Below are 24,466 nucleotides of genomic sequence, written 5' to 3' on the forward strand. Positions count from 1 at the left end.
AAATCCGGAAACGGAGATGACAGTCGCCCCTCCCGCCCGCTACCGTCGCCATCGACACACGCGCGCGGGAGGGCACTCGGCCATGGCGGGAACAGACCAGCAGGACAATGGCCGGGGCCTCTGGTACGGCGTCGCCGCGTACGGCATCTGGGGCCTCTTCCCCCTGTTCTGGCCGCTGCTGGAGCCGGGAGCCGCGGACGACATCCTGGCCAACCGGATGGTCTGGTCCCTGGTCGCGGTCGTCCTGCTGCTGGTCGCCCAGCGGCACTGGGGCTGGATACGCCCGCTGCTGCGCCAGCCCCGCCGGCTCGCCATGCTGGCCGGCGCGGCCACCGTGATCTCGGTCAACTGGGGCGTCTACATCTGGGCCGTCAACGCCGGCCACGTGGTCGAGACCAGCCTCGGCTACTTCATCAACCCCCTGGTCACCATCGGCTTCGGCGTCCTGGTGCTCAAGGAGCGGCTGCGCGGCGCCCAGTGGACGGCGGTGGGCATCGGCGCCGCCGCCGTCGCGGTGCTGTCCGTCGCGTACGGGCAGCTGCCCTGGATCGCGCTCACCCTGGCGCTCTCCTTCGCCACCTACGGCCTGCTGAAGAAGCAGGTCGGGCTGAGCGGCCTGGAGAGCCTGGCGGCCGAGAGCGCCTTCATGTTCCCGTTCGCCCTCGGCTACCTGGTCTACCTGGAGGTCAGCGGGCGCGGCACCTTCGGGCACACGGTGGCCGGCTCGTACGGCTGGGGGCACTCCGGGCTGCTGATGCTCAGCGGGGTGATCACCGCGATCCCGCTGCTGTTCTTCGGCGCGGCCGCCGTCCGGGTGCCGCTGACGGTGCTCGGCCTGCTGCAGTACCTGGCGCCGGTGTTCCAGTTCCTGATCGGCGTCGCGGTGTTCCACGAGTCCATGCCGCCCGCCCGCTGGGCCGGCTTCGGCCTGGTCTGGGTCGCGCTCGCGCTGCTCACCTGGGACGCGCTGCGCCAGGTGCGGGCCGACCGCGCGGTGCGGGCCGCCGCGGCGGTGCCGCAGCCCGCCCCCGCTCCCGCGGCCGCCCCGGAGGCCGTCACGCGCTGATGTCCCGGCTGGTGAAGCGGGACCAGGCCGCCGAGCCGAACACGGCGACGTAGGCGGCCTGGAGGCCGAGGTCCTTCAGCACCCCGTCCCAGTACATCGGCGCCCGCAGCAGGTCCGCGAAGCTCAGCCAGTAGTGGGAGAACAGGAACGGGCTGACGGCGTGCAGCTGCGGGAAGACGTCCAGGATCTGGACGGTGACCACCAGCCCGACGGTGGCGGCCATCGCCGCGATGCCGCTGCCGGTGAGCGTGGAGACGAACAGCCCGATCGCCACCAGCCCGGCCAGTGAGGCCGCGACCACCAGCGCCACCAGCAGCGCGCGCAGCAGCGCGTCGCCGAGGCCGATGGTGTCCCCGGAGATCAGCGTGACCCGGCCGAGCGGGAAGAGCAGGGCACCCGCGGCCAGCGCCGTCACCGCGACCGCCGCCGTGGCCGCCAGGCAGAACACCAGCCCGGCGGTGAACTTGGCGGCCAGCAGCCTGGTCCGCCCGGCCGGGGCGACCAGCAGGTAGCGCAGCGTCCCGGCGGCCGACTCGCCCGCCACCGAGTCCCCGGCGACCACACCGACCGTCATCGGCAGGAAGACCGGCAGCGCGACCGCGAGCGCCGTGAAGACCAGGAACAGCCCGTTCTGCGTGGTCTGCGCGATGAAGCTCGGACCGCCGCCGCCCTGGTGCGGACTGTCCGTGTTGAGCTTGACCACCACCCCGATCAGGATCGGCAGCGCCGCCAGGATGCCCAGCAGCACCTTGGTGCGCATCCGGCGGAAGGTCAGGTGCAGTTCGCTGCGGAACAGCGCCAGGAACCCGGCCGCCGTCTGCGGCCGCCGGCCGGTCGTCAACGGCAGCGCCCCGCCCTCGGCCGGTGCCTCAGCCCGCGACATCGAAGCCCTCCCCGGTCAGCGCCACGAAGGCGTCCTCCAACGTGCCCCGCTCCAGCCCGAAGCCGTGCACCCGCACCCCGGCGCCGACCAGCGCCGCGCACAGCCTGGGCAGCGCCTCCTCGTCCAGGACGCCCGGCTCGCCGTCCACCCGGTCCTCGCCGGGCACCAGGGCGGTGACCCGGTGGGCCGCCAGCACCTCCGCGGCCCGCGCCACGTCCGGGGTGCGGACCACCAGCCGGCCCTGCGCCCGGGCGGCCAGCTCGGCGACGGTGCCCTGCACCACCAGCCGGCCCCGGGACATCACCGCGGCATGGGTGCAGACCTGCTCGATCTCGTCCAGCAGGTGCGAGGAGAGGAACACCGTGGTGCCCTCCGCCGCGACCTCCCGGACCAGCGTCCGGATCTCCCGCATGCCCTGCGGGTCCAGCCCGTTGGTCGGCTCGTCCAGCACCAGCAGCTCGCGCGGCTGGAGCAGCGCGGAGGCCAGGCCCAGGCGCTGCTTCATGCCCAGCGAGTACGCGCGGGCCTTCTTGCCCGCCGCGGCGCTCAGACCGACCCGGTCCAGGGCCGTGTCGACGCGCCGGCGGCGGGTGCGCGGGTCGGCGGTCGGGTCGGCGGCGTCGAAGCGCACCAGGTTGTCCCGTCCGGTGAGGAAGCCGTACAGGGCCGGGCCCTCGATCAGCGCGCCCACCCGGGGCAGCACGGTGGCGACGGACTGCGGCATCGACTCGCCGAGGACGGTGGCCGCGCCCGAGGTGGGGGCGATCAGGCCCATCAGCATCCGGATGGTGGTGGTCTTGCCGGAGCCGTTGGGGCCCAGGAAGCCGAAGACGGAGCCGCGCGGCACGGCGAGGTCCAGGCCGTCCACGGCGAGCTGGCCGCCGCGGAAGCGCTTGGTCAGGCCGCGGGTCCGGATGACGTCGTCGGAAGCCGGAGCAGAAGCGGAAGCCGAAGGAGTGGAAGTCGAAGGAGCGGTAGGAGCGGGCACGGGCGCGGGGGCCGGGCGCGACGCGGCGCCCGGACCCCCGGCCGGCTCCGTAACGTCCCCCGTTACGGGAGCCTGGGTCATCCGTCAGTTCACCCCGGCGGCGTGCTGGAGGACCGGCAGGGTCACCGCGCCGGCCAGGACCCGGCCGTCGTCGGTGAGCAGGACGTTGAGCACCTTGGTGCTCACCAGGGTGCCGCCGGCGACCGGCTTGCCGAGCGACTTCACCATCGACTGCGGGTTCAGCGACTGACCGGCCCCCGCCCCGTGGCCGCCGTGCTTGCCGCCCTTGGCGTCGCCCTTCGGCGCGCCGTCCGCGGCCCCGTCCACCGCGGCGGGCAGCCGGGTGGCGAGGACCGTCGTCCAGCCCTCGCCGATCACGTCGAGGCCCGCGGGCGCCCCGGCGTCCAGGTGCTCCCGGGCGTCGCCCGGCGCGCCCTTGGCCGCGTCCTGCGCCTTCTGCTCCGTCACCTTGGCGCCCTTGGGGGCGGTGAAGTCGAAGGTCTTGGCGTCCGGCCGGGCGAAGGACACCTGGGTGAAGCGGACGTTCAGCACGGTGCTGCCGTCGATGGACTTCACCGCCACCGACAGCGGCACCCCGTTGTCGGCGGCCACCGCGATCCGCACCTCGGCGAGGGTCGAACCGGACTGGGTGGGCTTCACGCTCAGCTGGTAGGCGTTCTGCCCGGCCACCTTGGCCGTCCCGGCGACGGTCACCGAGGTGGTGCCGGCGCTCGCGGCCAGGAACTGCTTGGCGGCCTCCTGCGGGGTGGTCGGCAGGTCGGACAGCGGCGTCTTGGCGTGCTCCCGGCCGGCGGCCCGACCGGTCATGTGCACCGCGGAGTTGGACGAGCTGTCCCAGGCCCAGGCCTGGTCGCCGTTGCGGACCATGGAGTAGCCGGCCATCTTCTCCAGCACGTCCACCCGTTGGCGGTCCGGGCCGTCCACCGCGATCCGCAGCGTCTGGTCCCCGCCGAGCAGGCCGAGCAGCTTGGACTGCGGGTCGGCGGTGGAGCCCCCGCCGTCACCGCCGTGCCCGCCGACCGCCCCGCCGAGGCCGGCGGCGCCGCTCAGCAGCTGGCCGGGCACGCCGAGGTCGGTCGAGATGGCGACCGACCCGGACAGCGCCTGGGTCTCGGAGCCGAGCACCTTGGCGACCAGCTGCTCCGCGCTCACCGCCGGCAGGTCGGGCGCGCTGTCGGCGGCCAGTGCCGGGACCAGTCCCACCCCCGCGGCGATCGCGGCGACCACCGCCACCGGCACCCCGGCGCGCATCAGTACGCGCCGTCGGGAGCGGTACGGCGTACCGGCGTCCAGATCGTCCCCCGCCGCCTTCTCATTGGTCATGGCGTCCTCAACTCCTCCGCGAACACGTGTGGTTGGCCTTGCCCTTCCATTAGAGGCCGCCGCGCCGCCGCCGTCATCGCCCTGTGGGGCCAGATCGGGTTGACCTTCGTGGGTACGCCGACCCTGATGCCGCCTCAGGGTTGCATCCACCCGCGGTACCACCCCTGGCGTAGGGTCGCGCCATGGACGGAACCGCCACGGACTCCAGCACCCCGCCGACCGCGAACGCGATGCGCCGCGCCCTGCGCCGCGCCCGGGACGGCGTCGCCCTCGACGTGACCGAGGCCGCCGTGCTGTTGCAGGCCAGAGGCGAGGACCTGCTGGACCTCTGCGCGAGCGCCGCGAGGGTCCGCGACGCCGGACTCGAAGCGGCCGGCCGCCCCGGCGTCATCACCTACTCCAAGAGCGTCTTCATCCCGCTCACCCGGCTCTGCCGCGACAAGTGCCACTACTGCACCTTCGCCACCGTCCCCGGGAAGCTGCGCCGGGACGGGCACGGGATGTTCATGTCCCCGGACGAGGTGCTGGAGGTGGCCCGCCGCGGCGCCGAACTCGGCTGCAAGGAAGCCCTGATCACGCTCGGCGACAAGCCCGAGGACCGCTGGCCCGAGGCCCGCGAGTGGCTGGACGCGCACGGCTACGACGACACCATCGCCTACGTGCGCGCCATGTCGATCCGCATCCTGGAGGAGACCGGCCTGCTGCCGCACCTCAACCCCGGGGTGCTGGGCTGGACGGACTTCCAGCGGCTCAAGCCGGTCTCCGCCTCGATGGGCATGATGCTGGAGACCACCGCCACCCGGCTGTGGAGCGAGCCCGGCGGCCCGCACTTCGGCTCCCCGGACAAGGAGCCCGCCGTCCGGCTGCGGGTGCTGGAGGACGCCGGGCGCAGCTCCGTCCCGTTCACCAGCGGCCTGCTGATCGGCATCGGCGAGACGCACCAGGAGCGCGCCGAGTCGCTGTTCGCGCTGCGCAGGGTCTCCCGCGCCTACCACGGCGTCCAGGAGCTGATCCTGCAGAACTTCCGCGCCAAGCCGGACACCGCGATGCGCGGCATGCCGGACGCCGAACTGGACGAGCTGGTGGCCACGGTGGCCGTCGCCCGGCACCTGATGGGCCCGGCCGCCTGCCTCCAGGCCCCGCCGAACCTGGTGGACGGCGAGTACGAGCGGCTGATCGCGGCCGGCGTCGACGACTGGGGCGGGGTCTCCCCGCTCACCCCCGACCACGTCAACCCCGAGCGCCCCTGGCCGCAGATCGAGCGCCTCGCCGAGCGCTCGGCGGCGGCCGGCTTCGAGCTGCGCGAGCGCCTCGCCGTCTACCCCGAGTACGTGCTGCGCGGCGAGCCCTGGCTGGACCCGCGGGTGCTGCCGCACGTGCGCGCCCTGGCCGACCCGGCCACCGGCCTGGCGAACCCGGACGCCGTCGTCCGCGGCCTGCCCTGGCAGGAGCCCGAGGACCTGCCGGAGTCGTACGGGCGCACCGACCTGCACACCGCCGTCGACACCGAGGGCCGCACCGGCGACCGCCGGGCCGACTTCGAGGACGTGTACGGCGACTGGGAGGTGCTGCGCGAGCAGGTGCTCGCCAAGGGCGCACCCGAGCGCCTCGCCGGGGACCTCCGGGAGGCCCTGGCGGTGGCCGCGGACGACCCGGCGCGGCTGACCGACGACCAGGCGCTGGCCCTGTTCCACGCGGACGGCCCGGCCCTGGACGCGCTCTGCCGGATCGCCGACGACGTCCGCCGGGACGCCGTCGGGGACGACGTCACCTACTGCGTCACCAGGAACATCAACTTCACCAACGTCTGCTACACCGGCTGCCGCTTCTGCGCCTTCGCCCAGCGGCGCACCGACGCGGACGCCTACACCCTCTCCCTGGAGCAGGTCGCCGACCGGGCCGCGCAGGCCTGGGAGGTGGGCGCCACCGAGGTCTGCATGCAGGGCGGCATCCACCCGGACCTGCCCGGCACCGCCTACTTCGACATCGCCCGCGCGGTGAAGGAGCGGGTGCCCGGCATCCACGTGCACGCCTTCTCGCCGATGGAGGTGGTCAACGGCGCGACCCGCACCGGGCTGTCGATCCGGGACTGGCTGCAGCGCGCCAAGGAGTCGGGCCTGGACACCATCCCGGGCACCGCCGCCGAGATCCTCGACGACGAGGTCCGCTGGGTGCTCACCAAGGGCAAGCTGCCGGCCGCCACCTGGGTCGAGGTGGTCACCACCGCGCACGAGCTGGGCATCCGCTCCTCGTCCACGATGATGTACGGGCACGTGGACACCCCGGAGCACTGGCTCGGCCACCTGCGGCTGCTCGCCGGGATCCAGCAACGGACGGGCGGCTTCACCGAGTTCGTGACCCTGCCGTTCATCCACACCAACGCCCCGGTCTACCTGGCCGGCATCGCCCGGCCCGGCCCGAGCGCCCGGGACAACCGCGCGGTGGTCGCGATGGCCCGGCTGCTGCTGCACCCGCACATCCCCAACATCCAGACCAGCTGGGTCAAGCTGGGCGCCGAGGGCGCGGCCGAGATGCTCCGCTCGGGCGCCAACGACCTCGGCGGCACGCTGATGGAGGAGACCATCTCGCGGATGGCCGGCTCGGCGTACGGGAGCTACAAGTCGGTGCGCGACCTCCAGGCGATCGCCGAGGCGGCGGGCCGCCCGCACCGCCAGCGCACCACCACCTACGGCGAGGTGCCGGCCGAACGGCGGGCCGCGGCGCTGGCCTCGGACGGGCACCTGCCGGAGCTGCTGCCGGTGCTGGACTGAGGCCCGCGACGGTTCCGGTCGCCGTCCCGGCCGCCGTACGGGCGGCGGCCGGGACGGGGCGGTGAACTCCCGGGGACGGGTGCGCCGAAGTCCGGGGGACGGGGCCGGTCCGACCGGCTCTTCGAATACAGTGCGAGGGCGCGCGCCCGGCCGAGCGTCGCGCGGACCCCCACACGCCCGAGGAAAGGCGCCCCGTCGTGATGCCACTGTGGTCACGCGCCCAGCAGCAGGACTACCGCAGCCGGGTGCGGGGCTGTCTGCTCGGCGGTGCCATCGGCGACGCGCTCGGAGCCGGCGTCGAGTTCGAGTCGCTGGAGAAGATCCGGGCCCAGCACGGCCCGCAGGGCGTCACCGGCTACGTCCCCGCGTACGGGCGCACCGGCGCCGTCACCGACGACACCCAGCTCAGCCTCTTCACCGTCGACGGACTGATACGCGCCCACATCCGACGGGACACCGGCAGCTGGCACCCGCCCACCGACCTGCACCTGGCCTACCTGCGCTGGGCCGCCACCCAGCGCGACTGGGGCCCGGACGAGCGCCGCCCCGACCTCGGCTGGCTCGGCCGCGAGGAGTGGCTGTACGCCCAGCGCGCCCCCGGCCAGGGCTGCCTGTCCGGCCTCAGCGGGGCCCACGCCGAGCGGCTCGGCACCCTGGAGGCCCCCAAGAACCCGCACTCCAAGGGCTGCGGCACGGTGGTGCGGGCGGCGCCCTTCGGACTGCTCACCACCTGGGAGCCGGGCCTGGTGTTCCAGCTCGCGGTGGAGTGCTCGGTGCTCACCCACGGCCACCCCACCGGCTACCTCGCGGCGGGCGCGCTCGCGGTGATCGTCCAGTCCGTCGCCCGCGGCGGCACCCTGGAGGAGGGCGTCCACCTCGCGCTCGCCCTGCTCTCCGAGCGGTCGGCGCACGAGGAGACCACCGCGGCGCTGCGGGCCGCCCTGGACGCGGTGCGGGCCGGCGAGCCGTCCGCCGAGCGGGTCGAGGCGCTGGGGGAGGGCTGGGTCGCCGAGGAGGCGCTGGCGATCGGGGTCTACTGCGCCCTCGTCGCGCACGACGTCCGCTCGGGCCTGCTGCTCGCCGTCAACCACTCCGGGGACAGCGACTCCACCGGCGCGATCTGCGGCAACCTGCTCGGGGCGCTGCACGGGGACACCGCGCTGCCGCCGGGCCTGCTGGCCGGGCTCGAAGGGCGCGGGGCGATCCTCGAACTCGCCGACGACTTCGTGATGGAGCTGGTGCACGGCACCGAACTGCACGACCGGCGGACCCCGGAGGGCGCCAACTGGACCACCCGCTACCCGGTGGCGGGCTGAACCGGGGCCTTGTGTGCCGGAGTTGCACCGGGACCGGTCCTCGGGACCGGCCCCCGGGACCGGCGCCGGGCCGGGGCGGCCCCCGGAACGGGAGTTGCCCGTAGCGCCGGCCGCCGACGGGCGACGGACACCGCTACGGGCAACTGGTCCGAGTGCGGAACCGGAGGGGGTCAGCCCGGGAGCTCGCCGAAGGCGCCGCCCGCCGCCGCCGAGGCGAAGGTGTTCCACGCCTCGGTCGAGAAGCGCAGTTGGGGGCCCCGGGGGTCCTTGGAGTCCCGGACGGCCACCTCCCCCGCGCCGGGGACGGCGATCTCCACACAGGCGCCTTGGCCCCCGCTGTGACTGCTCTTGTGCCAAGGGGTTCCGTACTCGGACGGGGTGATCATTCGTGGAATTCCTTCTCGATGTCGGCTATCAGCGACCGGCTCTCCGAGACACCGAGTGCGGCCGCTCTCAGGTAGTCGTACAGACCGGTATAGCGGCGCACGTCCGCCTCCTTCTCCAGGTAGAGATCGCTCGTCACACCTTCGAAGTAGACAACTGTGGAATCGGCTGACTCGGGGAACTCCAGCAGCGAGAATGTCCCGGTCATTCCGGGATGGGCGCCGTGCGAGAACGGGATCACCTGGATGGTGATGTTCGGGCGCTGGCTGAGTTCCAGCATCTGCCGCAGCTGCTGGGCCATCACCGCCTTGCTGCCGACCTCGCGGCGCAGCACCGCCTCGTCTATGACGGTCCACAGGCTGCCCAGCTGGTTCTCGCCGTGGACGCGCTCCTGGCGCTTCATCCGGACCTGTACCCGGCGCTGCACGGCGACCGCGTCGGTGTCCGGCTGGGTGCCCTCGACCACGGCCTGGGCGTAGTGCTCGGTCTGCAGCAGGCCGGGGACGAAGGAGGACTCGTACGCGCGGATCGAGGAGGCCTCGGCCTCCAGCCCGATGTAGACGCTGTACGGGGTCGGCATGTCGTTGAAGTCGTGCCACCAGCCGCGCTGGCGGGACTCCTTGGCCATCTCCATCAGGCTGGCGCGCAACTGGTCGTCGGGCACCTTGTAGACGTCGCAGAGGTCGCGCACGTCGCGCTGGCTGATGCTGCGCCGGCCGTTCTCCAACCGGCTGATCTTCGACTGGGAGACCATCAGCCGGCCGGCGACCTCCTCCGCCGTCATGCCGAGGCCCTCACGGAGTTTGCGCAGCTCCGAACCGAGGCGCCGACGGCGCACGGTGGGATTGACGTTGGCGGACACTTCGACCTCCGGCCGGACCTCTGGTGCTCGTTGGAACGGCAGTCCTCGGAACACTTCGGACATTGGGACCAACCCCCCTGACTTGGAGCAGCATGTCACCTTGGGCCAGGTCGGCGCCGGGGAATCACAGCAGCGCGGTAGAACAGATCATCGGAAAAGCACTTCCGCGAGACAGCGAAAGCCCCCAGGTGGTAATGCGGCTCGGACGACTCGGACAGGTACTGCGGAGGCCGTCCCCGGACCGGCCCGCACCTGCCCCGGCGCGTGCGGGGGGCGGGCGGTTGCCGGGCGTCCGGGGACGGCGAAGGGGCGGTCGCCGGGCGACTCGCGTCGCGGGGCGACCGCCCCTCGGTGCTGGTGGTGCCGGTGTTGCGTCCGGTGCGGCCGGTGCGCGTCGTGCTCCTGGCGCCGGTGGTACCGGTCGTGCGTCGGGTCGCTCGGCGCCCTCGGGCGGTGCGAGCGGGGCGGCGTGCGCCGCCGGGTGCGCGGTCGTTGGCGTCGGACGCGCGACCGGCGCCGGCGGGCGTGCGGCCGGTGGTGTCGGGCGCCGTGATGGCTGCCCGCCGGGCCGCGCGGACCGCCGCGGTCAGTGCGCTCCGCCGAGATCAGTGCACGCCGCTGTGATCAGCGCACGCCGACCCGGGAGGCGGGGACCCGCCCGCCCGAACCCCGGCCCGCCGTACGGGCACCAGGACGGCCGGAAGCGGCCCCGGAACCCTGGGAAGAACGGTTCTGCTGAGCCGGTAGGCCGTTCTGCACGTCCATCACGGCGTGCGCGACCATCCCGCCCAGCGGGTCGTACCGGATCAGGTCGCGCAGCCGCGACCGCGAGGACCGGCCCTCGTTGCCCGGGTACAGGTGCTTGCCCAGACCGACCGAGTGGGCCAGCGCCGCGAGCGCCGCCGTCCGCGGATCCGGCGGGACGCCGGTGCGGATCGCGGTGTCCAGCCGCTGCTTGATCGCGGCGTTGGTGCAGTCGTCGGACGCCTGGTACCGGGTCGTCGGCAGCACGCCGCACACCTGGCCCGGTACGGCCGTAACCATGCCGCAGCGCTCCAGGTGCGCCAGATACGTCTGCCGCAGCCCCAGCCGGGGCCCGCCGATCCAGTGCGCCGCGCGGACCGGACTGCCGCGTCGGCGCAGCAGTTCCAGTGCATGGTCGAGGGTCGGGTCGCCGGTCGGCCGTGCGAGCACGACGGCGATCCGGTCTCCCTCCGGTACGATCCGTCCGGCCAGGGACAGCTCGACGAGCTGGGCCCCGGCAAGTCCGAGGTCGAGGGTCTGCGGCTGCGCCGTGGTACCCGTGGTCGGGTCCAAAGCGAGCAGCAAGAGTTCCTCGGGAACAGTTCTGCGGCTCTTGCCCATCCAAGCCTCCCCGCGTGGATGAGAGACAGGGTGACGCCTCTCACACGGGCTTGTCGAGTACGCCTCCGAATCGTGACCTTGCGGTGAAGGCGCGGAACCGGCGGCGGCGGGCCCTGCGTCTGAGCGGTGAACAGACCGCGGCGCGGCCGGGCGACGACAATAAGCGCCGGTCGGGCGGGGTGTGCGCGGCCGGAACGGCCGCCGGTGGCGGAGACTGTACAGGTACACGGGGCGGGGCGTCGGCTTCCCGAAATCGGGTTCGCCGGTGCCCCGCCGGGCGTTGAGGAGGCTGGGATACGTGGGCGAGTCCCCCGACAGGGTGCTGAGGGACGGCGACGAGCGGCAGCGGGACCGCGAACCCGAACGGACCGGTGCGGCGGCCGGCGCCGCCGGGCCGGCCGGGGGCGGCTCCGGTGCGGCGGCCGACCGGGCGTCAGCCGCGGCTGAGACCGGGGCGACCGCGGAGACCTCCGCCGAGGCCACCTCCGACGCCTCCTCGGCCGCCGACTCCGGCACCGCCTCGGACAGCCCCGCGGAGACCTCCGCCGAGGCCGCCCCGGAGGCGTCCGACGACGCCCCGGCGACGGCGCCCAAGGGCGGCTCGACCGTGCAGCTCCGCGTCCGGGATGTGGACAGCCGGACGACGATGCTGCGACTGCCGGTGGACAACCGGACCACCGCGCTGCGGCTGCCCGAGGAGCTGGTGAAGGCCGCCGGCAAGGGGAGTTCCGAAGGTGGGGGCGAGGAGAAGGAGTCCTCGTCGGAGACCGCGGAGGTGACGGAGCCCGCCGGGCGTCCGGTCGCCGCCGACCCGCGTCTCGCCATGCGGACAGGTGCCGCGGTGGCGGGGAAGGCCGGGGAGAAGACGGCCGAGCCGTCGGGGGAGACCGGTTCCGAGGGCGGCTCCGAGCCTGCCGCCGCACCGGTGGAGAAGGCGGCGGAGAAGCTCGACGAGCCGGCCGACGAAGCGGCCGACAAGGCCGACGAAGCCGTCACGGCGGAGCCGGTCGAGAAGGCTGCGAAGGCCGCGAAGACGGAGAAGGCGGAGAAGAGCGAGAAGGCAGGGAAGGCCGAGGAGGCCCCGGAGGAGACCGGCGACACCGGCGACGACGAGGCCGCTCCCGCCATCGGCTCCGTGACCCTCGCACTGACCAAGCCCGCTCAGCCCGGCCAGCCCGGTCAGTCGGGTCAGCGGCCGGGGCAGGCCGAGAAGTTGGAGAAGCCCGCGCCGCTGCGCGCCTCCGCGGCCGCCGCCGTCCCCGGGACCGGCACCGTGCCGGAGCCGAAGCCCGAGCCCAAGCCCGAGCCCAAGCCGCTTCCCGAGCCCGAGCCGACCCCCGGTCCGGCGCCGCTGCCGAAGCCGACCCCCGAGCCCGCCCCCGTACCGGCGCCGAAGCCGCTGCCGGAGCCCGACCCGCGGCCGGTGCCGCCGGTCCCGCCGCTGCCCAAGCCCGAGCCGCTGCCCGCCCCGGAGCCGCTGCCGTCGCCGGAGAACACCGCCGAGGCGATGGAGGTCCTGGCCTCCCTCAACGCCCGCCCGGTCTCGCCGCTGCGGCGCGCCCTCAAGCGGGTGACCATCTGGACGGTCTTCCTCGCCGTGGTGCTCGGCGCGCTCGCGGTGGCCCAGCTGCTGCGCCCGCTGCCGGACCCCAAGCTGAAGATGACCGCCGCGGGCAGCTACAGCTTCTCCGGCGACGTGCTCGACCTCGCCTGGCCGGCCAAGGGCCAGTCCGCCGCCGAGGTGGTCGGCGTCGGCAGCCTCGGCAGCTCGGGCCAGGAGACGCCGTCCTCGATCGCCAGCGTCACCAAGGTGATGAACGCCTACCTGATCCTCCAGAAGTTCCCCCTGAAGAAGGGGGAGAGCGGTCCGAAGATCACCGTCGACAAGCAGGCCGCGCAGGAGTCCGGCAACGTCGACGAGTCCCGGGTGACCCTCACCGAGGGCCAGGTCATCACCGAGTACCAGGCGCTGGAACTGCTGATGCTGCCCTCGGCCAACAACGTGGCCCGGCTGCTCGCCCGCTTCCACTCCGGCTCCGAGGACGCGTTCGTCAAGCTGATGAACGACACCGCGACCAAGTTCGGCATGACCAACACCATCTACGCCGACCCGGCGGGTTTCAGCGCGGACACCAAGTCCACCGCCAAGGACCAGCTGAAGCTGGCCGAGCAGGTCATGCAGGACGAGATCTTCCGGCAGATCGTCTCCACCCCGGAGACCAACTTCAACAACGTGAAGATCTCCAACACCAACAACCTGATCAACCCGAAGACCGGCGTCATCGGCGTCAAGACCGGTTCCAGCACCCCGGCCGGCGGCTGCCTGATGTGGGCCGCCTACAAGGAGATCGGCGGCGTGCAGCGGCTGATCCTCGGCGTCACGCTGGGCCAGCAGGCCACCTCGCCCAACCCGGGCGACGGCATCCTGCCGACCGTGCTGAAGGTCAGCGGCAAGCAGATCCAGGCCGCGCAGAACGGCGTGACCGGCCAGACCGTGGTGAAGAAGGGCGACGTCGTCGGCTCGGTGGACGACGGGATCGGCGGCAAGGTCGCGGTCGTCGCGACCAAGGACCTGGTGGTGGCGGGCTTCCCCGGCATCTCCGGCACGGTCACCCTGGACACCTCGAAGATCGGCCACCGCGCGCTGGCCGGCACGGAGGTCGGCACGCTGCGGGTGGGCGCGGGCGAGGACAAGGCGGAGGTCCCGGTGGCCCTCCAGTCCGACCTGAACCCGCCGTCCATCCAGTCCCGGCTGCTGCGCACGCTGTGAGGCGCCGAGCGGCCGAGGCGTTGAGGCGCTGAGGCATTGAGGTGCTGAGGCGCCGAACGGGGAAAGGGAGAAGGGGAGCCGGTCCGCACCGGCTCCCCTTCTCCCTTCTCTTCTTCGCCCCCTACACGTCCCGGTCGAGCAGTGCGAGCGTGAGGCCGCCGAGCGGCGTCACCCGGTCCGGGGCGCCGTACTGGGTGCGGAGCACCTGCGCCTGGTCGGTCGGCATCGCGCCCAGCGGGTCCTCGGTGTCGCCGAGGACCAGCAGCCATATCCGGGTCACCCCGCCCAGGCAGTCCGCCGGCTGCGGGCAGGGCGTCGGGGAGAGGTCCTCGGCGTCGTCGGCGCTCTGCGCGACGAAGACCGGGAAGGGGACGACGTCCCGGGGCAGGTAGTAGCTGACGCCCGGCCAGGCCATCGCCCAGGACTGGTCGCCCAGCGGGGCCGCCATCCCGTCCCCGGTGCGGTAGCCGGCCGCTATCTCCCGGGCCGCCGCCTTGAACGGCTCCTCCGAGCCGTTGTGCGAGTCCGCGTACCGGATCTCGGGCTGCTTCGGCAGCGCGACCACGGCCGGCGCCGCGAGCAGCCCGACCGTCAGCAGCCCGGCCACCGCGACGGCCCCCCGGGGCGCCCGGCCGCGCCGTCGGGCCAGGGCCGCCACCGCGCCGTACACCGCCCCGGCGCCGCCGCCGGCCAGCACCGCCCAGGCGGGCACCGTGAACAGCAGGTACCGCCCGAGGAAGTACGAGGTGTCGGTCAGCCGGGACACCAGCCAGACGCCCACCACCGGCAGCTCCGCGAGCAGGAGCGCCTGCCAGGCCTGGATCCGCCGGCCGGGCAGTGCCAGTGCCAGCAGCGCCAGCGGGACGAAGGCGTAGAAGACGAGGTCCGAGCCGAAGAGGCGCTCGCCGAAGTAGGCGAGGCCGCGCAGGGAGGGGGTCGGTATCCAGCCCAGCTGCCGGTCCGACTGCCGGCTGCCCAGGAGCACCACCGGCAGCACCGGCAGCGCCGCCACGGCGACCGCCAGCGGGTACTGCCACAGCAGCCGCCGGTCCGCCGCCGGACGGGTGCGCCACAGGTGCAGCGCCAGGAGCCCCAGCTGCCCGGCGACGGTGCTGAAGGAGACGAGGTGCCCGGCGCCGGCCAGCGCCATGGCCACGCAGTACGGCGCCCAGCGCCGCCAGGTCGGCCGCTCCAGGGCCCGCAGCAGGAAGTACGAGGCCGCCGCGATCGCGCAGGTCACCAGCGCGTAGGAGCGCGCCTCCTGGGCGTACCGGGAGATCTCCGGGGGCACCGCGAGCAGCAGCCCGGCGCCGACCGCCGCCACCTTGCTGCCGAACAGCCGCCGGGCGGTGAGCGCCACCAGCGCCGCCGCCCCGGCCATCGCCAGCACGGAGGGTATTCGCAGGGAGAGCGTCGAGTCGCCGAACACCGCCGTCCAGCCGTGCATCAGCAGGTAGTACGCGCCGTTGCTGGCGTCCACGTGCTGGAGCAGTCGCAGCAGGTCGCCCAGCGAGCGGGTGGAGACCGTCCAGGTCGCCATCTCGTCCCGCCACAGGTCCGGCGTTCCCAGCCGGTACCCGCCCACCGCCAGCATGACCAGCGCGGGCCACACCCACACCTGCCCCAACAGCCGGCCCACCGGGCGCACAGCAGGTCTCATCGAGTCCTTCGTCTCCTTCACGCGACGCGCCGGGGCGGATCCCGCCCTGCCCGGCAGGCTACTTGACCCGCCCTGACGCGCCGTCGGCCACCCGCACCCCCTCCGCCGCCGTGCGGCGCCTCCCGCGGATCCCGCCCGGTCCGCGCCGCCGCGACCCGATCCGACAAGATCCACAGGACGCACCCCGAGCCCCAGCCCCGATCCGGTACGCTGTGAACGGCCCGGCAGCACGCGGGCCCCGCCTCAGTAGCTCAGGGGATAGAGCACGGCTCTCCTAAAGCCGGTGTCGCAGGTTCGAATCCTGCCTGGGGCACAACGAACACGCAGGTCACAGGCCCTCCGCCCATGTCGGGCGGGGGGCCTGTGCCGCTTTCCGGGCCGGCCCGGCCGGGTCGGTTCCGCCGGTTCGCCGCACGGTCCGGTGCGGTCGTCCCGTCCGTTCTCCGTGCCGTTCACCGGCCGATGCCGGGAGGTGGCCGGATATTCCGCCGGGTCCGAACCTTTGTTCAGGTAGGCTCCGTTCCAGGCTTTTTTGAACTCGTTCAAGCACTGGGGGGCCGGTGTACCGTCACCGTTTCATGATCTCCACCGCCGTCGTCGCGGCAGTCGTGGGCTTCGTGCCCGCCGTGGCGCAGGCGGCGAGTCCGTCCGCCGCTCCCGGCGGGGCCGCGACCGCCACCGCTCCGGCCGCCGGGGCCGGGGCCGCGAAGGAGGCGGCCGCGCAGCAGGAGGCCGCCGTCGAGGCCGCCGCCGAGCGGTCCGCGAAGGACGCCGCCGCCAAGGCCGAGGTCAAGGCCGAGGCCGAGACCGCGCCGAAGGCCGCGGCCGCCGAGCCGTACTTCAAGGTGTTCACGGGTGCGTCCACCTCCAACGCGCACGGCATGGGCATGGCCGCCGGAGTCTCCACCGACCTGAAGTACGTCGTCGTCAACTACACGGTCGACTGGGGCGACGGCACCCCCGCGGCCTCGGAGCACGGCCTGGGCACGGAGGACGTGTTCCTCAAGCACAAGTACGCCAAGGCCGGTGCCCACCGGATCACGGTCACGGCGACCGAGCCGGTCAGCAAGCTGACCGACACCACCACCTTCGAAGTGGTCCTGGACGGCTCCGAGTTCACCCCGTACGCGCCGACCCGGCTGCTGGACACCCGGGACGGCACCGGGGCCCCGGCCGCCGGCGCGGTCGCCGCGTTCGGCACCACCAAGGTGAAGGTCGTCGGCAACGGCGGCATCCCGGCCGGGGTGACGGCCGTCGCGCTGAACATCACCGCGACCAACGCCGTGGCGGACGGCCACGTGATCGCCTACGCCTCCGGCGCGAAGCAGCCGACCACCTCGAACGTGAACTTCGCGGCGGGGAGGACGGTGCCGACGCTGGCGATCGTGCCGGTCGGCGCGGACGGGTACGTCGAGCTGGCCAACCGCAGCGGTGGCACGGTGGACCTGATCGCCGACGTGACGGGCTACTTCGCCAAGACCGCGGCCAACGGGTACACCTCGATGAACCCGGCGCGGATCGCCGACACCCGCGAGGGCAAGGGCACCGCTCAGGGACAGGCCGCCGGCCAGAGCACCTTCGAGGTGCAGGTCGCGGGTCAGGGCGGCCTGCCGGTCCAGGGGGTGGCGGCCGTGGCGCTCAACGTGACGGTGACGAACCCGCAGGGCTCCGGCCACCTCACCGTTTCCCCGAGCGGTGGACAGCCGTCGGCCACGTCGAACCTGAACTTCGAGCCGGGGCAGACGGTCGCCAACGCGGTGATCGTGCCGGTCGGCCCGGACGGCAAGATCAGCGTCCGCAACGGCTCCTGGTCCGGAACCGACGTGATCGTGGACGTCACCGGCTACTACAGCGCCGACGGCAAGGCCGCCTACATGCCGGAGGAGCCCACGCGGGCGCACGACGACCGGACCTGGGGCTTGGGGCTCGCCGGCCAGGACTACTACCGGCACTACGTGCCGCAGCTCTTCGGCTCGTTCGACTCCGTCGTCATGAACGTGACGGTGACCAACACCCAGGGCGGCGGGCACCTCTCGGTCGCGCCGGACCCGAACACGTCCGACGCCTACGGGACCGGCAAGGCCGTCCGGCCGACGCCGCCGGACTCCTCGGTCCTGAACTGGGAGAAGGGCGCCACCGTGTCGAACCTCGTGCAGGCGAGCCTCAAGAACACCGACACGATCGACGTCTGGAACCGGAGCTGGTCGCCGACCAACCTGATCATCGACGTGTTCGGCCGGTACGAGACCAGCTGACGCGACGTCATGCGTGGTGCGCCGGCCGTCCGCTCCCCGGGAGCGGGCGACCGGCTTCCCGTTTCGGCTCGAACTGCTGGTCAGGTAGGCTCCGGCCCAGGCTTTTTGAACTCGTTCAAGCACTGGGGGGCCGGTGTACCGTCACCGTTTCATCATCTCCACCGCCGTCGTCGCGGCAGTCGTGGGCTTCGTGCCCGCCGTGGCGCAGGCGGCGAGCCCGTCCGCCGCTCCCGGCGGGGCCGCGACCGCCACCGCTCCGGCCGCCGGAGCCCCCGCGGAGCAGGCCGGACAGGCCGCCGCGGAGCAGGACCTCGCGGCCAAGGGGGTCGGGGCCGCACAGCAGAAGACCGCGGCCGCCGCGCCGTCCTCGGCGCCGTCGGCCGCGCCGAAGTTCACCGTGGGAGTGGGCTCCTACAGCACCGACTCGCTCAGCGTGGGGGTCGCCACCGGCGTCACCACCGACCTGCCCAACGGCTCCATCGGCTACCAGCTCGACTGGGGCGACGGCAGCCCGGTCGAAACGGACGCGGCCAACGCCAGTGCGTACGGGCACTTCAAGCACACGTTCAGGAAGGCCGGCACCCACACGATCACGGTCACGGCGACCGACCAGACCAGCAAGCTAACCGCCACCACCACCGCGGAGGTGGTGCTGAACGGCTCCGAGTTCACCCCGTACGCGCCGACCCGGCTGCTGGACACCCGGGACGGCACCGGGGCGCCGTACGTCGGGGCCGTCGGCCCGAACGCCGCGACCAGGGTGAAGGTGGCCGGCCGCGGCGGCATCCCGGCGGGGGTGTCGGCGGTGGCGCTGAACATCACCGCGACCAACGCCGTGGCGGACGGGCACGTGATCGCGTTCGCCTCCGGCACGTCGCAGCCGACCACCTCGAACGTGAACTTCGCGGCGGGGAGGACGGTGCCGACGCTGGCGATCGTGCCGGTCGGCGCGGACGGGTACGTCGAGCTGGCCAACCGCAGCGGTGGCACGGTGGACCTGATCGCCGACGTGACGGGCTACTTCGCCAAGACCGCGGCGAACGGGTACACCTCGGTGAAGCCGGCGCGGATCGCCGACACCCGTGAGGGCAAGGGCACCGCTCAGGGGCAGGTCGCCGGCCAGGGCACCTTCGACCTGCAGGTCGCGGGTCAGGGCGGGCTGCCGGTCCAGGGGGTGGCGGCCGTGGCGCTCAACGTCACGGTGACGAACCCGCAGGGCTCGGGCCACCTGACGGTCTCGCCGGGCGGCGGGCAGCCGTCGGCCACGTCGAACCTGAACTTCGAGCCGGGGCAGACGGTGGCCAACGCGGTGATCGTGCCGGTCGGCGCGGACGGCAAGGTCAGCGTCCGCAACGGCTCCTGGTCCGGGGCCGACGTGATCGTGGACGTCACCGGCTACTACAGCGCCGACGGCAAGTCCGCCTACCGGCCGGTGGAGCCCCGGCGCGTGTGGGACAGCCGGTCGCTGTCCCTGCCGCTCAAGGGGCAGGACTACTACCAGCAGTACGCCGGGGGGATCGTCGGGCGGTCGGCCGAGGCCCTCGTCCTGAACACGACGGTGACCAACACCCAGGGCAGCGGACACCTCTCGGTCGCGCCGGACCCGAACGCGGCCGACGCCTACGGGACCGGCAAGGCCGTCCGGCCGACGCCGCCGGACTCCTCGGTCCTGAACTGGGAGAAGGGCGCCACCGTGTCGAACCTGGTCCAGGCGGACGTCAGCGGTGCCGACACCGTCGACGTCTGGAACCGGGGCTGGGAGTCGACCGACCTGATCATCGACGTGTTCGGTGTGTACGACAAGATCTGACGCCCGAGCGGCACCGCGCACCGGCCGTCCGCCCCTCCGGGGGCGGGCGGCCGTCGGCGTTCCCCGGACCGTCGGCGTTCCATGGGCCCTCGGATTTCCATGGGCCCTCGGCGTTCCCGGGGCTGACGGTGTCAGGGGCGGCGTACCTCTCCGGGAGGAGGAGGGGGCGGGAGACCGTCCGCCCACGGATTGATCATGAAGCAGACCTCGTGCCGATGGCCCGCGCCCGCCCCGCTCCTAGGCTCGTCGAGACCCCTGCCGGAGCACCGTACCGGCCAGGGTGGACGAGCCGGGGAACCATGACGACGTACCGATACACCGTGGCCGAACTGCGCGGCCAGCTGCGCCAACTGCTCCTGAGCGGGGCCGCGATCGCGCTCGGGGTGGCCTTCCTGATCGCCTCCGTCAGCGGCAGCGGGGCACTGGTCGACTCCTTCAGCCAGACCGCGGCCGCCGAGGTCGGGCCCGGTGACATCCAGGTGACCGGGAAGACCGCGGCCGGCGGCCTGGACGCGGCGGCGACGGAGCGGGTGCGGCAGACCGCCGGGGTGGCCGCGGTGGCGCCGAGGCTGACCGGCAAGGGCGGCGTGCTGGCCGCCGACGGGCGGCCGCTCGACCGCACCGCCGCGGTCAGCGCCGTCGCCGAGGACCCGGCGCTGCGCTGGCAGCTGCTCAAGGACGGCCGCTGGCCCGCCGGACCCGGCGAGGTGCTGCTCGACACCGGGACCGCGCACCGGCTGGACGCCGCCGTGGGCGCCGAGGTGCACCTGGCCCGGGCCGACGGCACCACCGCCACCGCCCGGCTGGTGGGCACCCTGGACGAGCGGGGCGCCCCGAGCCTCGCCGGGGTCCCGATCATCGGCGTCCCGGCGGACGCGGTCGCCGGCTACGCGGCCGGCGCCGTCATCGACCGGCTCGACGTCAGGGTCGCCCCCGGCGCCTCCCGGGCAGGGACCGTCGAAGCCCTGCGCGCCGCCCTCGGCGCCGACGTCCAGGTGCACACCCGCGAGGCCTCGGTCAACGAGGCGACCCGGCAGAGCAGCACCCTGTACGGCATGGTGCTGATCGCCTCGCTCTCCTTCGTCCTGATCGCCCTCGCGGTGGCGCGGATGGTGGTCGGCAACACCTTCACCGTGGTGCTCGCCCAGCGGACCCGCCAGCTCGCCCTGCTGCGCTGCGTGGGCGCCGACCGGCAGCAGCTGCGCCGGCTGATCCGCCGCCAGGGGCTGCTGCTCGGGGTGGGCGCCTCGGCGACGGGCGTGCTGCTGGGCGTCGTCCTCGGCGCGGCCGGCACCGCCGTGGTCGGCGGGCTCGACCTCGGCCCGGTGCACCTGTCGCTGCTGCCCTCCCCGCTGACCTGCCTGCTGGCCGGGCTGTTCGGCGTGCTGCTGACCCTGCTGGCCGTCCGCGGCCCGGCGAAGGCCGCCGCGGCCGTGCCGCCGATCGCCGCGCTCGGCGGCGCCCCCGCGCCGGCCGACGGGGCCGCCCGGGTGCGGGCCGCGGTGTGGACCACCGGACTGCTGGTCGCGGGCACCGCGCTGCTGGTGGCCGGGGCGGTGGCCCCGCCGCCGCTGTCGCTGCTCGCCGTCACCGTCGGCGCCATCGCCAACTTCTTCGGGGTGCTGCGGCTCTCCCACCGGGTGCTGCCCGCCGTCGTCGCCGTGCTCGGCCGGCCCGCCCGGAAGCTCGGCGGTACGGCCGGGCGGCTCGCCACCCAGCAGCTGCGGCTCAACCCGGGCCGCACCGGGGCCACCGGCTCGGCGCTGCTGCTCGGCGTCACCGTGATGGTCGGCGCGGTCACCGCGCTGGACATCACCTCGCAGTCGCTGGTGCCCGTGGTGTCCGCGCGCCAGCCGGGGGTCTTCTCGGCGGCCGCCACCGGCGGCGGCGCCCTGCCCGCCGGGGCGCTCGGCGCGCTCGGCGCCGAGCACGGACTGACCGTGACCCCGGTCCGGTCCGCCACCGTCGACCTCGACGGCCGGCCCACCGTGGTCGCCGCCGTCGACGCCACCCGGCTCAACTCCTCGACGGACGACGTGGACCGGGCCCGCGCGCTCACCGAGGGCGGCGCACTGAGCGGGCTCGGCGACACCGGGGTGCGCCGGGTCGGCGGCGTCGAGCTGCGGCTCCAACCCGGCCGCAGCAGCCTGCCGTTCACCCTGCAGAGCGGAGCCACCCTGCTGGTGGCGCCCGCGACCCTGGACCGCCTCGCCCCCGGCGCGCCCGTCACCACGGCCTGGATCAGCCCGGCCGCCGGCGAGGACCGGCCGACCGCCCGCCGCGCCCTGGACCACGCCCTCGCCGACCACCCGCAGGTGACCGTCGCCGACACGGCCGCCCAGGCGGACACCCTGCGCTCCCTGCTGGACCGGCTGAAGACCATCAGCATGGCCCTGCTGTCCTTCTCCGTCGCCATCGCCGGCCTCGGCGTCGCCGCCACCCTGATGCTCAGCATCAGCGAACGCTCCCGCGAGATCGGCATGCTGCGCGCGATCGGGATGTCCCGCGAACAGCTCCGCCGGATGCTCACCCTGGAGGCGCTGCTCCTCTCCCTGGCCGGCGCCCTGGTCGGGACGGGCCTGGGGGCCGCCTACGGCTGGGCGGCCGCCCGCTCGATCACCTCGACGGTGGGAACGGTCGGCACCCCGCCGGTCCTGCCGGTGCTGGCCGCCCTGGGCCTGACCGTCCTGGTCGGCCTGGCCGCCGCGGTGCTCCCGGCCCGCCGGGTCGGGCGGATGAGCGCGGTGGCGGCGATGCGGGCCTCCTGACCGGGCCGGCAGCCGGGTGCCCGGCAACCGGCTGCCGGGGGGGGGTCGGCCCGGCGGGGTGCTCAGGCCAGGGTGAAGCGGGTCCGGGGCGCGGGCGGCCGGCCCGTGGTGAGGGCGAGGTCGGCGAGGAGGGTCTCGGTCTCGCGGGTGGTGCGCAGGACGTCCGGGTCGAGGTCGACGACGATGAGTTCGCGCCGGTCCTCGCCCGCCTCGGCGATCAGCCGGCCGTCCGGGCCCCAGACCGCGCTGCCGCCGCAGGTGTGCCACTCGCCGGTGCGGCCGATGTGGTTGGCGAGCACCGTGTAGAGGGTGTTGTCGAGCGCGCGGGCCGGGAACCAGGTGCGGGACTCGTGGTGGCCGTGGCCCACGCTGAACAGCGCGCCGACCAGGTAGGCGTGGCAGCCGTCGAGCGCTGCGGCGCGGGCGTGCTCGGGGAAGCCGGAGTCGTAGCAGACGCCGAGGCCGAGCCGCCAGCCGTCCAGTTCCAGGGTGCAGCCGGCCGTTCCGGGGCGGTAGTGCTCGCGTTCGCTCTTGAACAGGTGCTGCTTGTCGTAGCGGGTGACGAAGCCGCCGTCCGGGCCGAAGACGAGGGCGGAGACGCGCAGGTCGGCGCCGTCCCGTACGGCGGCGCCGACGACCGCGGCGGTGCCGGTCTCGCGACAGGCCTCGGCGATCGGCGCGAGCCGCGGATCGCCGGGCTGGACCGCGTACCTGACGGGGTCGGCGCTGATCAGCTCGGGCTCGTAGCCGGAGAGGAACTTCTCCGCGAACAGCACCAGCCGGGCGCCGGCCCGGGCGGCCTCGCGGATCAGTCCGGCGGCCTGGGCGGCGTTGGCCGGTATGTCACCGGCCACGGCCTGGGCCTGGACGGTGGCGATCCGCAGCGGGCGCCCGGGGTAACCGGCCGGTGCGGTGGGGGCGTTGGGAGCCGTGGGAGCGGTGGGGGCAGGGGTGTCGGACATGGCCGCCAACCTAGCGCGACGGCTCTCGGCCGGGGTCGGAGTACCGGGGCGGCGAGGGCGGGTCAGCGGGGTGACGGCGCCTCAGCGCACGGCCTCGTCCGGCCGGTCGACGGGGTCGACGGGGTCGGCCGGGTCCACCGGTTCGCCCGGGGCGCCTTCCCGCGCGCCGTGCGGTCCGTCCTCGTCCAGCGGGGCGGCGGTGCCCGAGGGGTGCCCGGCCGACACGAGGACCCGCTGTACCCGGGGCCTGGTACGCCAGTTGACCCGCCGTACGTCCTGGGCCAGCGCGCCGGGGCGCCACACCTGGATCACGGCGGTCACGGTGCCCAGCACGATCCCGGCGGCCAGCCAGCCGGCCAGCACGTCGCTGGGCCAGTGCACGCCGAGCGCGACCCGGGTCCAGCCGATGGTCAGCACCGTCGCCGCGGCCACCAGGCAGGCGGCGGTCCGGCCGCGCCGGCGGACCCGGTACCAGAGCAGGCCGACCAGGACGGCGCAGGTGATCGCCGAGGCCATGGCGTGCCCGGAGGGGAAGGACGGCCCGCCGGCGTGCGAGACCGGATCGGTGAAGGAGGGGCGGGCGCGGTCGAAGGACAGCTTCAGCGCCCACAGGACGCCCCAGCCGACGAGGGCCTGGGCGGCCACCCAGCCGGCCAGCACCCGGGCGCCGATCAACCAGAGCCACCCGGCGGCGATTCCGAGAAGCGTACGCATCGTGACGGTGCCGCCGATGTCGGAGAGCGTCTGCACCGAGGCGGTCCAGATCCGGTGCTCCCGGGCGTAGGTGTGCAGTTCGCCGATCCACTCCTGGTCGAAGCGGGCGAGCGGGCGCCATTGGCCGGTGACCAGGGCCGCCAGCAGGCCGAACAGCGCGGCACAGCCCAGCGCGAGCGCGGCGTCCCGAAGGAGACTGCGATTACGCGCAGTGAGGATGGTCGTGCTGTTGGTCAGGTGCATGGCTGACACCTTCCCAGTGTCCCGTGCCGAGCAAGGGCCGGAGTGATAGCGATTCGGCATCGTTTGTGCGGAGGACCTGCGTGCGCCGGGGTGTGGGCTGGGACGGACTGCCGGGTGCGCGGGGAACGTCGGCGGCCGTTCGCGGGTTCAACGGGTGGGCGGTGGCCGCGTGAGGGTCGAGTGAAGAAAACACTCCCGGAGCGGTCACCCGATGACACGGGAAGTGCCCGACCGGTCACCCAGTGTCCAGAACCGGGGTGAAAACCGGCAGCATACTGCATCGCCGGGAAGAATCTGAGTGACTT

At 74.0% G+C, this 24,466-nt stretch carries 16 protein-coding genes and 1 tRNA gene; 8 read left to right on the top strand and 9 right to left on the bottom strand.

From position 1 onward, the window contains the following. Positions 1–82: 82 nt before the first annotated feature. Positions 83–1,066 (top strand): EamA family transporter RarD, encoded by a 984-nt coding sequence (rarD, locus tag ACFCY1_RS23805; protein WP_375875989.1) that lies wholly within the window; start codon positions 83–85, stop codon positions 1,064–1,066. Here rarD and ACFCY1_RS23810 read toward each other — a convergent pair. From ACFCY1_RS23810 to ACFCY1_RS23820, 3 genes are read right to left on the bottom strand one after another with little or no spacing between them, the layout of a single operon-like run. Continuing rightward, a complete protein-coding gene (locus ACFCY1_RS23810) occupies positions 1,056–1,949 on the bottom strand; it encodes an ABC transporter permease (RefSeq protein WP_375875990.1) in 894 nt (297 codons plus the stop codon). The genes rarD and ACFCY1_RS23810 overlap by 11 nt on opposite strands. After that, positions 1,936–3,018 carry an ABC transporter ATP-binding protein gene (locus ACFCY1_RS23815; RefSeq protein WP_117489242.1) on the bottom strand — a complete coding sequence of 361 codons (1,083 nt, stop codon included), beginning with the start codon at positions 3,016–3,018 and terminating at the stop codon, positions 1,936–1,938. Before ACFCY1_RS23815 ends, ACFCY1_RS23810 begins: the two co-directional genes overlap by 14 nt. Before the next feature lie 3 nt (positions 3,019–3,021). Beyond that, positions 3,022–4,281 carry an outer membrane lipoprotein carrier protein LolA gene (locus tag ACFCY1_RS23820; protein WP_375875991.1) on the bottom strand — a complete coding sequence of 420 codons (1,260 nt, stop codon included), beginning with the start codon at positions 4,279–4,281 and terminating at the stop codon, positions 3,022–3,024. Positions 4,282–4,463: 182 nt separating this feature from the next. On the opposite strand from ACFCY1_RS23820, the gene ACFCY1_RS23825 reads away from it, so the two are divergent. Continuing rightward, entirely contained in the window at positions 4,464–7,052 is a 2,589-nt protein-coding gene (locus ACFCY1_RS23825; RefSeq protein ID WP_375875992.1) for a bifunctional FO biosynthesis protein CofGH, read from the top strand. 200 nt (positions 7,053–7,252) lie between these two features. Continuing rightward, positions 7,253–8,368, top strand: coding sequence for an ADP-ribosylglycohydrolase family protein (locus tag ACFCY1_RS23830; RefSeq protein ID WP_049656224.1), 1,116 nt, complete (start codon positions 7,253–7,255; stop codon positions 8,366–8,368). 170 nt (positions 8,369–8,538) lie between these two features. Here ACFCY1_RS23830 and ACFCY1_RS23835 read toward each other — a convergent pair whose 3' ends face one another. The 3 genes from ACFCY1_RS23835 to ACFCY1_RS23845 all read right to left on the bottom strand — a co-directional run bounded on the left by ACFCY1_RS23835 (position 8,539) and on the right by ACFCY1_RS23845 (position 10,979). After that, positions 8,539–8,754 (bottom strand): DUF397 domain-containing protein, encoded by a 216-nt coding sequence (locus tag ACFCY1_RS23835; protein ID WP_049656225.1) that lies wholly within the window; start codon positions 8,752–8,754, stop codon positions 8,539–8,541. Further along, positions 8,751–9,614 (bottom strand): helix-turn-helix transcriptional regulator, encoded by an 864-nt coding sequence (locus ACFCY1_RS23840; protein WP_049656226.1) that lies wholly within the window; start codon positions 9,612–9,614, stop codon positions 8,751–8,753. Before ACFCY1_RS23840 ends, ACFCY1_RS23835 begins: the two co-directional genes overlap by 4 nt. A 624-nt stretch (positions 9,615–10,238) precedes the next feature. Beyond that, positions 10,239–10,979 (bottom strand): GPP34 family phosphoprotein, encoded by a 741-nt coding sequence (locus tag ACFCY1_RS23845; protein ID WP_049656970.1) that lies wholly within the window; start codon positions 10,977–10,979, stop codon positions 10,239–10,241. Between the two features lie 298 nt (positions 10,980–11,277). Here ACFCY1_RS23845 and ACFCY1_RS23850 point away from each other — a divergent pair, with 298 nt between their 5' ends. Beyond that, complete coding sequence (locus ACFCY1_RS23850) at positions 11,278–13,749, top strand: hypothetical protein (protein WP_375875994.1); 2,472 nt, start codon at positions 11,278–11,280, stop codon at positions 13,747–13,749. Between the two features lie 121 nt (positions 13,750–13,870). Here ACFCY1_RS23850 and ACFCY1_RS23855 read toward each other — a convergent pair whose 3' ends face one another. Further along, positions 13,871–15,409: a glycosyltransferase family 39 protein gene (locus ACFCY1_RS23855; protein ID WP_375875995.1), complete on the bottom strand. Its 1,539-nt coding sequence runs from the start codon at positions 15,407–15,409 to the stop codon at positions 13,871–13,873. A 240-nt stretch (positions 15,410–15,649) separates the two neighbouring features. Here ACFCY1_RS23855 and ACFCY1_RS23860 point away from each other — a divergent pair. The 4 genes from ACFCY1_RS23860 to ACFCY1_RS23875 all read left to right on the top strand — a co-directional run bounded on the left by ACFCY1_RS23860 (position 15,650) and on the right by ACFCY1_RS23875 (position 22,242). Beyond that, positions 15,650–15,722: transfer RNA gene (locus ACFCY1_RS23860), tRNA-Arg, on the top strand. Between the two features lie 265 nt (positions 15,723–15,987). Beyond that, on the top strand, positions 15,988–17,664 hold the full coding sequence (locus tag ACFCY1_RS23865; protein ID WP_375875996.1) for a PKD domain-containing protein: 1,677 nt from the start codon (positions 15,988–15,990) through the stop codon (positions 17,662–17,664). 133 nt (positions 17,665–17,797) lie between these two features. Further along, complete coding sequence (locus ACFCY1_RS23870; protein ID WP_375875997.1) at positions 17,798–19,474, top strand: PKD domain-containing protein; 1,677 nt, start codon at positions 17,798–17,800, stop codon at positions 19,472–19,474. A gap of 299 nt (positions 19,475–19,773) precedes the next feature. Next, positions 19,774–22,242, top strand: a complete 2,469-nt coding sequence (locus ACFCY1_RS23875) for an FtsX-like permease family protein (RefSeq protein ID WP_375875998.1) — start codon at positions 19,774–19,776, stop codon at positions 22,240–22,242. 62 nt (positions 22,243–22,304) lie between these two features. Here ACFCY1_RS23875 and ACFCY1_RS23880 read toward each other — a convergent pair whose 3' ends face one another. Continuing rightward, complete coding sequence (locus tag ACFCY1_RS23880; protein WP_375875999.1) at positions 22,305–23,204, bottom strand: carbon-nitrogen hydrolase family protein; 900 nt, start codon at positions 23,202–23,204, stop codon at positions 22,305–22,307. Between the two features lie 81 nt (positions 23,205–23,285). Beyond that, entirely contained in the window at positions 23,286–24,161 is an 876-nt protein-coding gene (locus tag ACFCY1_RS23885) for a phosphatase PAP2 family protein (protein WP_181970658.1), read from the bottom strand. Positions 24,162–24,466: the final 305 nt, after the last annotated feature.

It is taken from the genome of Kitasatospora sp. NPDC056273 (genome assembly GCF_042268845.1).
Classification (GTDB): domain Bacteria; phylum Actinomycetota; class Actinomycetes; order Streptomycetales; family Streptomycetaceae; genus Kitasatospora.